The organism is Planctomycetia bacterium, from assembly GCA_021413845.1.
Classification (GTDB): domain Bacteria; phylum Planctomycetota; class Planctomycetia; order Pirellulales; family PNKZ01; genus PNKZ01.
Genome location: JAIOPP010000021.1, coordinates 109185 through 122455 on the forward strand (window position 1 = coordinate 109185; position 13271 = coordinate 122455).

At 63.2% G+C, this 13271-nt stretch carries 8 protein-coding genes; all 8 read left to right on the top strand.

The window, feature by feature from the left end; translation table 11 throughout:
• The first annotated feature begins 2 nt into the window (after positions 1 to 2).
• The 8 genes from K8U03_04660 to K8U03_04695 all read left to right on the top strand — a co-directional run bounded on the left by K8U03_04660 (position 3) and on the right by K8U03_04695 (position 13215).
• Positions 3 to 992, top strand: coding sequence for a terpene cyclase/mutase family protein (locus K8U03_04660; protein ID MCE9604178.1), 990 nt, complete (start codon positions 3 to 5; stop codon positions 990 to 992).
• Positions 993 to 1084: 92 nt separating this feature from the next.
• The gene (locus tag K8U03_04665) at positions 1085 to 2155 is read left to right on the top strand and encodes a MoxR family ATPase (protein MCE9604179.1); all 1071 of its coding nucleotides are present in this window, start codon (positions 1085 to 1087) and stop codon (positions 2153 to 2155) included.
• Positions 2124 to 3026, top strand: coding sequence for a DUF58 domain-containing protein (locus K8U03_04670; protein ID MCE9604180.1), 903 nt, complete (start codon positions 2124 to 2126; stop codon positions 3024 to 3026). The genes K8U03_04665 and K8U03_04670 overlap by 32 nt, the downstream gene beginning before the upstream one ends.
• Before the next feature lie 69 nt (positions 3027 to 3095).
• A complete protein-coding gene (locus tag K8U03_04675; protein MCE9604181.1) occupies positions 3096 to 5345 on the top strand; it encodes a BatA domain-containing protein in 2250 nt (749 codons plus the stop codon).
• The gene (locus K8U03_04680) at positions 5342 to 7801 is read left to right on the top strand and encodes a hypothetical protein (GenBank protein ID MCE9604182.1); all 2460 of its coding nucleotides are present in this window, start codon (positions 5342 to 5344) and stop codon (positions 7799 to 7801) included. Before K8U03_04675 ends, K8U03_04680 begins: the two co-directional genes overlap by 4 nt.
• 140 nt (positions 7802 to 7941) lie before the next feature.
• On the top strand, positions 7942 to 10242 hold the full coding sequence (locus tag K8U03_04685; GenBank protein MCE9604183.1) for a hypothetical protein: 2301 nt from the start codon (positions 7942 to 7944) through the stop codon (positions 10240 to 10242).
• A 214-nt stretch (positions 10243 to 10456) separates the two neighbouring features.
• On the top strand, positions 10457 to 12109 hold the full coding sequence (locus K8U03_04690) for a hypothetical protein (protein ID MCE9604184.1): 1653 nt from the start codon (positions 10457 to 10459) through the stop codon (positions 12107 to 12109).
• On the top strand, positions 12106 to 13215 hold the full coding sequence (locus K8U03_04695) for a hypothetical protein (protein MCE9604185.1): 1110 nt from the start codon (positions 12106 to 12108) through the stop codon (positions 13213 to 13215). The genes K8U03_04690 and K8U03_04695 overlap by 4 nt, the downstream gene beginning before the upstream one ends.
• The last annotated feature ends 56 nt before the right edge of the window (positions 13216 to 13271 follow it).

Genomic DNA, 13271 nt, shown 5'->3' on the forward strand with positions numbered 1-13271 from the left:
GCTTGGCGCCGGCGGCTTCGCCATGCCGAGCCGCCGCAGGACCCGAGCGCGAGAAATGGGAACGGGTCGTCGAGAAAGGTCTCGATTGGCTCGCCGCACGGCAGTCGACGCAAGGGCATTGGACCGCGAACGACGGCCACTACCCGACGGCGATGACGGCGCTTGCCGGCATGGCATTCCTCTGCGAAGGCTCTACCACGACGCAAGGCAAGCACGCGAAGAACGTCCGCGCCGCGGTCGACTACTTGATCAGTCGCAGCCGGAAGAACGGGCTCATCGGCGATCCCGCAGGGGACGATCGCTACACCTACGGCCACGGCTACTCGATGATGTTTCTCTCGCAGGTGCTCGGCGAAGAGGAAGACCTCGAACGTCGGCAAGAGTTGATGGACGTGCTGGTGAAAGCCGTGCAGTTCACCGGCGAGGCCCAAACCCAAGCCGGCGGCTGGGGCTACGTGAGCGCGAAAGACGGCAGCAACTTCGACGAAGGCTCGACCACGATCACGCAAGTGCAAGGGCTTCGGGGCTGCCGCAACGCGGGGGTGCCCGTGCCGGATAAGATCATCGACAAAGCGGTGGAATACATTCGCAAATGCACCCTGCCGGATGGTGGAGTGCAATACAGCTCGCAAGGAGGCGGCGGACGTCCGGCGATCACCGCGGCGGCCATCGCGTGCTTGTTCAACGCCGGCGAATACGACAGCGGATACGTGCCGAAGCTGCTCGACTACTGTAAGAAGAACCTCAGCAATATCCAAAACGAAGGCTTCGGGCATTGGCATTACGCCCATTACTACTACTCGCAGGTTTGCTACCGCGAGGGGGACGAAATGTGGAAGGCCTATCGCGAGAAGATCTTCGCCCGTTTGATTTCCGAAGCCGGCGCCGACGGCTCGTGGAGCCAAGGATACATCGGCACCGTCTATACCACGGCCGTGAATCTGACTATTCTGCAGCTAGAGCTGAACGCCTTGCCGATCTACCAACGCTAAGCGTTCGCGCCCCTCGATCCATTAAGCTTTCCCGCCTCGCGCTACGACCACCTCGAACTTACCCGCCTAATCTTCCGAAAGGATCGAAATAGATGAGCCAGGAGCCTGACGAAGGCGCACTTGAACTCACCGCCGAAGCCTCGGCCGCGGTCGCCAAACTAGGCGCCGCTCGCAGCCGGATCATGGAACAACTCTCCACCGTGATCGTCGGTCAGACCAACGTCATCGAAGAATTGCTGATCTCGATCTTCAGCCGAGGCCACTGCTTGCTCGAAGGAGTGCCGGGCCTCGCTAAGACCTTGATGGTCAGCACCCTCGCGCAAACGATGAACCTCTCGTTCAGCCGCATTCAGTTCACCCCGGACCTGATGCCGGCCGACATCACCGGCACGGAAATCCTCGATCAAAACGACGGCGGCAAGCGCGACTTCCGCTTCCTCGAAGGTCCGCTGTTCGCCAACATCGTGCTCGCCGACGAAATCAACCGTACGCCGCCGAAGACGCAAGCCGCGTTGCTCGAATCGATGCAAGAGCGCCAAGTGACGGTCGGTCGCGTGCGCCATAAGCTGCCCGACCCGTTCTTCGTCTTGGCGACGCAAAACCCCATCGAGCAAGACGGCACCTATCCGCTGCCGGAAGCGCAACAAGACCGCTTCATGCTCAAGGTCTATGTCGAGTATCCGTCGTTTCAAGAAGAGTTCGAGATCGCGAAGCGCACGACCGGCGCCGCGTCGAGCCCCGTGCAGGCCGTCCTCTCGGGCGAAGAGATCATTCTCTTACAGCAGTTGGTGCGCGAGGTGCCGATCTCCGATCACTTGGTGCGTTACTGCCTCGCGCTGATTCGCCAAACCCGCCCGCACGAACCGGAAACGCCGAGCTTCATCCGCGACCAAGTCTCTTGGGGCGCCGGACCGCGAGCCGTGCAGAACTTGATCCTCGGCGCGAAGGCCCGGGCCTTGCTCTACGGCCGAACGCACGTGACCGAAACCGATCTCCAGGCTCTCGCCAAGCCGGTGTTGAGGCATCGCTTGGTCGTCAACTTCGCCGCCGAAAGCGAAGGGGTGACGTCCGACAAGGTGGTCGAACGGCTGCTCGAAAACACTCCCTCCAAAGAAGATGAGCTGACACGCGATGTCCGATTCCAAAAGATTTTTGCATCCTGAGGCGATCCAGCGCATCGGGCGCATGGATCTTCGGGCTCGGCATATCGTCGAAGGGTTTCTCTCGGGCGAGCATCGGAGTCCGTACTTCGGGCAATCGATCGAGTTCGTGCAGCACCGCGAATACGTCGCCGGCGACGATCTGCGCCGCGTCGATTGGAAGGTCTGGGCCAAGCAAGATAAGTATTACATCAAGCAATACGAGGAAGAGACGAACCTGCGCGCCACGCTCGTCGTCGACGTCTCGGCCGGCATGCAATACGGCTCGGGACCGCTCAATAAATACGAATATGCCTCGACGATCGCCGCAAGCCTCGCGTACTTGCTACTCCGCCGGCAAGACGCGGTCGGCTGCATTTCGTTCGATGAAAAGGTGCGGCGCACCGTGCCGATCAAGAGCCGCATGAACCATCTGCAATCGGTGATCGGCGCACTCGACGCCAGCGCGCCGCGCGACAAGACGGATCTGTTCGGCATCCTGAATCATGTCGCCAACGAAGTGCCGCGCCGAGGCATGGTCGCGATCATCAGCGACTTGTTCGCCGATCGCGCGGGGCTCATCAAAGGCCTTCGCTTGCTTCGTCGCCGGGGGCACGACGTCATGGTCTTTCACGTGATGGACGACGACGAGCTCGATTTCAACTTCGACGGCGCAACCCGCTTCGAGGGGCTGGAGACCATCGACCAGCTCAACTGCAATCCCCGCGCGCTGCGCGAAGGCTACATGGAAGCGATGCACGGGTTTCTCGATGAAGTTCGCCGCGGCTGCTCCCAAAACGCCTGCGACTACGCCCTGATCCGCACCAGCCAACCGCTCGACGCCGCGCTTGCCGCCTACCTCAGCAGCCGCCTCGGCATGCACCACCGTAACTAAACGAAACGCCCGTTCGCCACTCGATCTTTCCGCCACGCTCCGCTCTCTCGCCGCCGAACTCCTTTCTTCATGCCGACTTTTTTGAATCAACCGCTGCTCTGGGGCCTCGGCATCGTCGCCGCCCCGGTGATCATCCACATGATCAACATGCTGCGGCACAAGCGCGTGAAATGGGCGGCGATGGAATTCCTCCTCGCGAGCCAACGGAAGCACAGCACTTGGATTCGGTTGAAGGAACTCCTTCTGCTGCTGTTGCGCATGGCGGCGGTAGCGGCCGTGGTAATGATCGTCGCTCGGCCCCGGCTCGACGGCTCCGTCGGCAAGCGACTCGGCGACGTCACGACGCACCACATCGTGCTGCTCGACGACAGCTTCTCGATGAGCGACCGCTTCGCCGAGCGCAACGTGTTCGACGAAGCGAAGGCCGCCGTAGAGCGGATCGCTTCGACGGCCTTAGAAGAATCGTCGGCGCAGACGTTTACGCTGCTCCGCGCGTCGCGCGCCTCGGCAGCCGGCCCGAAGCCGGACATTCTCGAAGAGCTCGTCAACTCCGACTTCGTCTTCAAAGATCGCCCCGATCGGAAGCTGAATCGCGTGCTCGAGCCGCTCGCGCCGTCCGATTCGGCGGTCGGCCCGGAAGCGTGCCTGAAGGCGTTGTCGTCGTTGTTGAAATCGAAGGAGTCGGAAGAGCGCGTGATCTACATCGTCTCCGATTTCCGCGCGAAGGATTGGCGCGACATTTCCGACCTCCGCACGCTGCTCGGAGCGCAGGAAAAGAAATCGGCGCAGATCTACTTCATCCGCTGCGCCGATGCCGATCGTCCGAACCTCGCCGTCGCCTCGCTGCAACCGCAGTCGGGCACGGTCGCCGCGGGAATTCATTTCTACATGCAAGTCGAGGTGACGAACTTCGGCACGACGACGGCCGAGAAGACCGCGGTCGAGATTCGTTCCGACGGCGCCTCGGGAGGCGTCGTGTTCCTCGAAGCGATTCCGCCCGGCAAGACCGTGCGAGGGACCTTTCCGGTGTACTTCTCCGATCCGGGCGAGCACCTTGTTTCGGTCAGTCTCGAGGCCGACGCCGTCGATGCCGACAATCGCCGTTACGCGGCGCTGCACCTTCCGGCCGAGATGCCGGTGCTGCTGATCGACGGCGAAGCGGAATCGCCCGATGCCGCGGCGATCGCTTGGGCGCTCGCGCCCCCGGGCCCGGTGCGCAGCGGCATCGCGCCTCGTCGGCAAGCCCCCGCCTACTTGAACGACGCCGAGAAGAACCCGCTCGGCGGATTCCGCTCGATCTACCTCGTGAACGTGCCGAAGCTCGATGCCGCAGCGGTGCGCAACTTGGAAGCCTACGTTCGCGCGGGAGGAGGCCTAGCGTTCGTCGTCGGCGATCGTGCCTCGGCGCAGTTCTATAACGAAAGCCTGTATCGCGACGGCGAAGGCCTGTTCCCCGCTCCGCTCGATTCCGAGAAGCCGCTGTTCCGCGATCGCGAAGCGAAGGCTTCCGACGTCGCGGCGAGCACCCATCCGATCTTCAAGCATTTCGCCGACGAGCAGAACAGCCGGCTCTATCAGTGGACGGTCGACAAATACTTCGGCGTCCGCGATGATTGGACTCCGGAGGTCGCCGCGAAGTCGCTGGCCTCGGTGATCGTGAAGCTGCGCAACGGCGCGCCGCTGGCCGTCGAAAAGCCGTTCGGCAAAGGGCGCGTCGTCGCCTTGCTGACGAAGCCGAGCCGGCCGTGGAGCGATTGGATGTACGATAATCCGAGCTTCATCGTCGCGATGCTCGAGTTGCAGTCTTACATTTCGTCGCGCGAACACGCCGGCGATGAAAGTCTCGTCGGCACGCCGATCGCCTGGACTCTCGACCCGAAATCGTATGATCCGGAAGTGCGCTTCCTCGCTCCCGGCGCTTCGGAAAGCACGGCCGTCGTCGTGCAAGCCGCGATCGCACCCCAAGGCCTCAAGGTGGAATTCGCCGATACGAGCACGGCCGGCTTTTATCGAACCGAACTTACGAAAACCGATCGGACCAGCGAACTTCGCCACTCGGCCCGCAACGTCGACTCCGACGAAGGGGAGCTACGCCGCATCGACGACGACACGCTGCGCGAGCAACTCGCCGGCATTAAGGTCAACTTCCGTCGGGCCGATCGAATCCAACTGTCGGAAAGCGAGAATTCGTCGTCGAACATGAGCACGGCGATTCTCTATGCCCTGGCGATCTTGCTGATCGGGGAACAAGCGCTCGCGTATTCGGCTGCGTACCATCCGTCGACCGCGAGCATCGTGCGCAAGGGAGCGGTCGCATGAACGCTCTCACCCTGCTAGCCGCCGATTCCGTCGTCCGAACGACCTTTCAATGGGGTCGCATTCGGGCACCCGAAGATTGGCTGTTGCCGATCGCCGTGACGGCTTTGTTGCTCGGGTATGTGTGGTGGATGTATCGTCGCGACACGCGGGCCTTGCATCCGGCGCTTTCCCTCTTTCTGGTGCTGTTGCGAACGCTGACGTTCATCGGCTTGTTGGCCGTGTGGTTGCAACCGCAATGGCGCAACGAGGAAGACGTCGTGACTCCGTCGCGCGTGGTGGTGCTCGTCGACTCGAGCCTGAGCATGGCGGAAGCCGCTCGCGATGCCGCTCCCGGCGCTGCCTCGGCACCCGCCGTTGCGGCCTCCGAATCGGCGGGCATCGCTCCCGGCTCGCGCTCGGCCGAGGCCTTGCGACTGTTGAAGTCGCCGCTGCTCGACGAGATCGCCCCACGCGGAGCCGAAACGAGGCTCGGCGAAGCGCTGGCTCAGACGTTGTTCGATCAACGGGCCGCGCCGCTTTCCGGCATCGTGCTCCTTTCCGACGGCGGGCAAAACACGGGGGTCGAACCGCTCGACGCCCTCACGCGAGCCCGCCTCGATCACTTGCCCGTCCCGCCGATCGAAGCGGTCGGGCTCGGGTCTTCGGAAGAGTTGAAGAACGTCCGGATTCAAGACGTCGCCGCGCCGGCCCGCACGTATCCGAACGACGAGTTCGGCGTGAAGGCTTATCTCCAGGCTCAAGGGATGGCCGGCCGCACGGTGACGGTCGAGCTCACTTGGCGCGAAGCGACGGCGGGAAAGCCGGATGCCAATGCCGCTCCGAAGCCGCCGCTGGCGCAGCTGACGAAGCAAGTGGCGCTGCCGGCCGACGGCAAGCCGATCGGGGTCGACTTTACGCTCAAGCCGACGCAACTCGGCCGGACGACGGTGCAAGTAAGCATCAAGAACCCGCCGGCCGACGATCACAACAAGTTCGACAACGTGCTCGATGCCGACGTCGAAATCAGCGAGCGGCGCAATAAGATTTTGCTGTTCGCTTCCGCGGCGACGCGCGAGTACCAGTTCCTTCGCAACCAGTTGCAACGTATTCTGCGGAGCGACGGCTCGAAGGACAAAGAGTTCATCGTCGACATCTATCTGCAAACCGGCAGCGAAGGGATCTCGCAAGATTCGAGCGAGATCTTACCCGACTTCCCGGAAACCGGTGCCGCGCTGTTCGACTACGATTGCATCATCGCCTTCGATCCCGATTGGCGTCGGCTGACGCCGGCGCAGAGCGCGCTGCTGAAGGAATGGGTCGCCGATAAGGCCGGCGGCTTGATTCTCGTCGCCGGCAGAATCTTTACCGACATCACGGCGCGCGACCCTGCCCTGTCGACGATCCGGAGCCTGTACCCGGTCGAGTTCGGGCGCATCTTCGCGTCGGCCGGCGACCAGCTCAACGGCACGTCGGAACCTTGGCAACTCGCCTTCACGCCCGAAGGCCGCAAGAGCGAATTCCTCCGCCTTGCCGATACGGAAGCGGCCGGTCTCGACGCTTGGGAAAGTTTCCCCGGCTTCTACGATTGCTATCCCGCGAAGAGCATCAAGGAGAAGTCCGTAGTGCTGGCCGGCTTGCAAGATCCTCGCGCGCCGGCCGGCGGCAAGCCCAATGCGAAGTTCGCCGACGACGGCCGGCCTTACTTCCTCGTCGAGCATGCGGTCGGTGCCGGCCGTGTGCTCTACGTCGGCAGCGGCGAGTTCTGGCGGTTGCGCACCGTCAACTCCGGCTACTTCACCCGGCTCTACACGCAGTTCGTCCGGCATGTGGCGCAGGCCCGATTGTTGCGCGGCTCGAAGCGGGGCGTGCTGATGGTCGACCACGACAACGGACGCTACGTGCTCAACGACATCGTCGAAGTTCGGGCCCAACTGATGGACGCGCAGGCCAAGCCGCTCAAAGCGACCGACGTGCCGCTCGAGGTCTCGGCGCCGGATCGCACGTCGTTCACCGTAAAGCTGCAGGCCGACCCAGCCCTCCCCGGCAACTTTCGCGGCTTGTTCCCCGTTCGCCTGACCGGCCCTTACCGGCTCGACCTCGTGCTGCCGGACGGCGACCGCGACCTTCTGACCCGCCGGCTGCAAGTGCGCGTTCCCAATAAGGAAAGCGACGACGTGCGCCTGAACGCCGTCTTACTGCGTCGTTTGGCCGAAGCGACCGGCGGGGCCTACTATGAAGGGGTCGACGGTGCATTGGCCGGCATCGGCTCCGCCGCAACGCCTGCTGCGGGTACGCCGGCCGCGGGTGCGGCAATCGCCCCCCCGACGTCGCTCGTCTCCCGGTTGCTCGACAAGACCCGGATTACGCCTCGCTTGGCCCGGCCCGTGTCCCTGTGGGACAACCAATGGACGATGATCGTGCTTTGCTCGCTCATGTGCCTCGAATGGCTTATCCGCCGCTTGGTAAAACTGGCATAATCGGCTTATCCCCCGAACTTAACCCACGCCGGAACTAGAAACGAACCTGCTACGAACCGACCCCGAATCTCCCCTGAAACCGCCGGCTTCGAAATTACCAGCCGACCGCTTCGTGCGTGTCGGGTAGACTGAAGAGAGCCATGGCCTCGGCACCCCCGAAAACCGCCGATCGGAGTCCTTCGCTGGAGCAGATGCTCCGCGAGGTGCGGCGGCGCATTCGCTCCTATGTAGCCGTCGAAGGGTTGGCGCTCGTCGTGGCGACGGCGTGTCTCGGCTTTTGGGTCACGTTCGCGCTCGATTGGCTCTTTGAGCCGGCCTCGCGCGTGCGGCAAGGGTTCGTCGTCGCGTTGGCGCTCGTGGTCGTCGTCGCCGTTTATCGGATGATCTTGCGGCGCTTCTTCGCCCGGTTCGCCGATCGGAACGTCGCGATTCTGCTCGAACGCCGCTTCCGCAACCTCGACGATGCGCTACTCACCGCGATCGACGACTCCGACCGCAAAGCGAAGCACAAAGGCAAGGGGGGCGCCGCCCCTTCTGCCGCGCTCTCCACGCCGGCACAGGCCATGCTCGAAGCGACGCGCCTCGAAGCGCGCCGCAAGCTGGCCGACGCGCGCCTCGGCGAGCTCTTCGATCCGCGCCCCCGCACCCGCGCCGTCGTCGCGGCGCTCGGGCTCTTGCTTTCCATCGCGAGCTTCGCGCTCGCCGTGCCGAAGACCTTTCATCTCGGCATCGATCGGCTCGCCGGCCGAACCGACATGCTCTATCCGCGCAACACACGACTGACGATCGACGGCTTCGAGAACGGCGAGATCGTCGTCCCGAGAGGAGCCGATCTCGATCTCGTCGTCCGCGCCGACACAACGATGGAAGTGCCGGGCGTCGTCTACTTGTACTACGAATCCGACGACGGCTCCGTCGAAGAAGAATTGATCATGGATCGCGAAGGTCTCGCTAAGCCGGGGATCGATCCGTATCAACAATACAAGACCCCGCTCCGCGGCATCGCTTCGACGCTCGATCTCGACATTCGCGGCGGCGACGCTCGCCTGCGCGACTTGAAGATTCGCGTCGTCGAACGGCCGCAAATCACGATGCGGTTGCGGTGCAAGTTCCCGCCGTATATGAACCGCGCCGACGATCTGCCGATCGCCGTGACCGGCATCATGCCGCTGCCGCAAGGAACGCTCGTCACGGTCGAAGCCGAAGCCAACAAGCCGCTGCGCCGGGCCGTCGTCGAACGACTTGCCGATTCGGGCGCCGACGCCAAAGCGGGCACGATCTCGGAAACGCTCGATCTCATGCACGACGGCAAGCCCCAAAGCGAGTTCCGGTTCGAGCTCGGTCGGCTCGATGCCGACCAAGTCGTGACGATTCGCCTTTTCGACGCCGACGGTATCGACGACGCGGCCAAGCTCGCGTTGCAGGTCGTGGCGGATGCGCCGCCGGCGTTTAAGGACTTGGCTCGCAACGGCGTCGACACTTCCGTCACGGCGCGGGCCCGCCTGCCGTTTACCGGTAAAATCAACGACGACTACGGTCTGTCGCGGCTCTGGTTCGACTACGCTTTCGACGGCAGCGAACAACTCCAGGTTCCGACCATCGTTTCCGCCGGCGGAGCGCGCGAGGTCTTGCTCGACGAAGCTCTCGACCTGCGCGACATCACCCCCGGCGGCACCTCCACCCCGCTCGCACCGGGCCGAACCATAACGATCGGGCTCAAGGCGCAAGACAATCGCAAGCTGCCCGACCAACCGGCGGGCAACGTCGCCGGCGGAGATTCGTTCACGTTCACGATCGTCTCCGATGCCGACTTACTTCGGCTGCTCGAAGGGCGCGAGATCATGTACCGCGAGCAATTCAAAGCGTTGATCGAAAAGGTGACGCGCGACCGCGACTCGCTCGTCGACGTCGGGAAGGCTCAGCCTGCCGCAAGTGCCGAAAAAGTCGACAAAGACGAAGAATCGCAGCCACGCAATCGCGACAAGATCATCGTCGATCAGGCCCGCTCGCACACGCAGGAGAATCGTTCGGAAACGCTCGTCGTCTCCACCGGCTTCGCGGGCATCGTCGCCGAGTTGGTGAACAATCGGGTGCCCGATTCGGATAACCTTCGCGACCGGCTGGCGGCCGACATCTCGGCTCCGCTCGCACGGATCGGCACCGAACGCTTTCCCGATTACTACGCGAAGTTGACGGCGTTGCAACTCGCGGTCGATCGGACGACGAAAGACCCGGCCGTGATCGAAGCGGCGCGGCGCGAGGCGCTGCGCGCGGCCGACGGGATCTTGGTCGAGATGAACGTGGTGTTGAATAAGATGCTGGAGTTGGAATCGTTTAAAGAGGCGGTCGACCTGCTGCGGTCGATCATCGCTTTACAAAAGGACATCGGCGACCGAACGAAAGCCGAACGAAAGAGCAAGGTTCGATTATTGGGCGATTAGAGGCCGTCTGCCGCGCGACCGGTTCATGGTCGCCGCGTCTCGGATAACAGGAGCCGATCGATGGTGCGCAATTCGCAAACTGCAACGGACGCCGGCCGCATGAGGCCGAGCGTGCTCGTCGCCCTGCCGGCGATGATCGCCTGCTTACTATTATGTTGGTCGACGCGCGTCGCGGCCGCGGACCCGGCACCGGTGGAGAGCAAAGCTCCCGCGAATGCGGCGGTCCCTGCTGCGACGGCGAAGCCGGCTGCGATTCTCCGACGAAGCGGATCAAGACCAAGCCCGCTTGCTGCGGCAAGTCTTCGCGGAAAGCCAATCGCGCTCCCTCGACGTGAAGTTCGAAGACGTCGTGAAGATGCTGCAAGAGAAGCGGCTGGCGCAAGCCGTCGGAGATCAAGACCAACTGACGGGCCAGCTCGAGCAACTGTTGACGATGCTCTTGGCCGCCGAGCGTGATAAGGAACTCAAGAACGAGCAAGAGCGCGTTAAAGAGTTCATCAAGCAGATCAAGCAGATGATCAACAAGCAGATGGAGTTGGAAGGGCGCACGGCGGAAGCCGACCCGAAGAGCGTGGCCCCCGATCAAGGAAGCCTCTCCGACGCCGCGGCCGAACTCGCCAAGAAGATGAACCCCGGCGGTAACCAAAAGCCGAAAGAGGGCGAAGCCGGCAAGCCGAAGCCGGGCGAAGCCAAACCGAACGACGACGAAGGGAAGAACGACCCGAAATCCGGAAAGCCGAAAGACGGCGACTCGAAGCCGGGCGAAGGGAAGCCGAGTGCGTCGAAGCCGGACGATAAGAAACCCGGCGACAAAAAGCCGGGTGAAAGTAAACCCAGCGAAGCGAAGCCCGGTGAGTCGAAACCTAGCGAAGCAAAGCCGGGCGAGGCCAAACCGGGTGAGTCGAAGCCCGGTGAAGCGAAACCGAGCGAGTCGAAGCCGGGAGAGCCCTCGAAGTCGGGCGGCAAGCCGAAGCCGGGGAAGCCGAGCGAGGGGCAATCGCCGCCGAGCCCGCCGAGCGAGTCGGACGATCAAAAATCGGACGACAACAAGTCGCCGATGCAGTCGCCGCAAAAGCGAGTCGAAGCGGCTCAGCAGCGCATGGCGGAAGCGCGCAAGAAGCTCGACGAAGCCAAACGCGAAAACGCGATGAAGGAACAGGAAGAAGCGGTGCGAGAGCTCGAGCAAGCGAAAGCCGAGTTGGAACAGATCCTCCGGCAGCTGCGCGAAGAAGAGAAGGCGCGCCTCTTGGAAGTGCTCGAGCGCCGGTTTACCGAAATGCTCCGCATGCAGGAAGCGGTGAACCGCGATACGCAAGGGCTGCACGCCATCCCGCTCGCGTCGCGCGGCAAGGGCGAAGAAATCGAAGCGGGTCGGCTTAGCCGCGAAGAGGGGTTGATCCTCATCGAGGCGGACAAGGCCTTGCAACTGCTCAAGGAAGACGGCACCGCTGTGGCGTTCCCGCGCACGGTCGAGCAAATGCGCGACGACATCGCGCAGATCGTCGATCTGCTCGCGGCCGTGAAAGTCGACGAGCTGACGCTCGCCGTCGAGCAAGACGTCGTGATGGCGCTCAAGGAGTTGATCGAGGCCTTGCAGAAGGCCAAGAAAGACATGAAGGATAAGAAACCGCCGAAGCCGGGCGAAGGCCAACCGAGCGAGCAGCAGCAATCGCTGATCGACCAGATCGCCGAACTGAAGATGATTCGCTCGTTGCAACTGCGCGTGAACCGCCGGACCAAGCTCATCAGCGAAACGGTCGACGTCTCGGCCGAACAAGCCGCGCTCGAAATGTTGAAGAAGCTCGCCGTTACCGAACTGGACGTCTACCGGATTACCCGCGACATCGTGTTGGGGAAAAACAAATGACGCATCGCGTGAACAACTTCTTTTCGCTAGCGCTGGTCTGGAGCGCGGCTTGGATCGTCGGAGCGGCGTCGGTGCTGCCGGCGTGGGCCGCCAACGACGCGCCGGGCGTGCCGTCGAAGGTGCAGGTTCGGCGCCTCGGCCGAACCGATCCGGCCGAGATTCAACGCCAAATTTTGCGCACGACCGCCGCCGCAACCGCCGACGACGTCTCCGTGCAACTCGCGATCGCGGCGCTTTGGAGCGGGCCCACGAACGTCGCTCCCGGCGAAGACCCCCTGGAGCGGATCGCCCGCACGGCGACCCTGTTCGACGACCGTGCGGCGAGCTTAGTTCGCATCTGCTCCGGCCCGACCGAACCTTGGCTCGTCCCCGATCAAGCGTGGCTGCGCGATATGAGCCCCGCCGCCGGCGACCGGCTCGATCCTTGGCTCCGCGACCAACTACGCTTGTACTTCGGCCGCTGGCTGGCTCAGCGGAAGATGTACGACCAAGCCCTCGTGGCGCTCGCCGGCCTTGAGCCGACCGACGTCGTCGACCCCGCCTCGCTCCTCTTCTATCAGGCCGCCGCATACCATCATCAGCTGCGCAAAGCGCCGGGGCTCCGGGCGATCGATCGTTTGTTGAACGACGTCGACCACTGTCCGGCGCGGTTTCAGATCGTCGCCGGCTTGATGCGCGAAGACTTGAAGAAGCTCGAAGACGAATCGCTCGATCACATCGCCCGCCGGATGGAAGACATCCGTCGCCGGCTCGACCACGGCCGGGCCGACAAGCGGACGCGCCGGATCGAAGACGGCGTGATCGCGTCGCTCGATAAGATGATCGAGGACCTGGAAAAGAAGCAACAACAGGGGGGCGGTGGCGGAGGTGGGGGCGGCGGCTCGCAGTCGGGCCAGCCGATGCAAGACAGCCAGATCGGCAAACAGAAGGGCCCCGGCCAAACCGACCCGAAAGATATCGGTCGCAAATCCGACTGGGGCGATCTTCCGCCCGAAGCGCGCGAACAGATCAAGCAACAAATCGGCCGCGACTTACCGGCCCATTACTACGACCTCATTCAGCAGTATTTCAACAACCCCGAACGGTCAGGGGCGCGGCCGAAATAGTTTCGTCTTCGCTCGCACCGTCCGCCGTTCGTCTCTACTTTTCCCGCACTTAGATC

Coding starts and splice junctions, on each gene's coding strand:
- K8U03_04695 (MCE9604185.1), top strand. CDS start 12,106: ATGACGCATCGCGTGAACAACTTCTTTTCGCTAGCGCTGGTCTGGAGC.
- K8U03_04675 (MCE9604181.1), top strand. CDS start 3,096: ATGCCGACTTTTTTGAATCAACCGCTGCTCTGGGGCCTCGGCATCGTC.
- K8U03_04680 (MCE9604182.1), top strand. CDS start 5,342: ATGAACGCTCTCACCCTGCTAGCCGCCGATTCCGTCGTCCGAACGACC.
- K8U03_04690 (MCE9604184.1), top strand. CDS start 10,457: ATGCGGCGGTCCCTGCTGCGACGGCGAAGCCGGCTGCGATTCTCCGAC.
- K8U03_04665 (MCE9604179.1), top strand. CDS start 1,085: ATGAGCCAGGAGCCTGACGAAGGCGCACTTGAACTCACCGCCGAAGCC.
- K8U03_04685 (MCE9604183.1), top strand. CDS start 7,942: ATGGCCTCGGCACCCCCGAAAACCGCCGATCGGAGTCCTTCGCTGGAG.
- K8U03_04670 (MCE9604180.1), top strand. CDS start 2,124: ATGTCCGATTCCAAAAGATTTTTGCATCCTGAGGCGATCCAGCGCATC.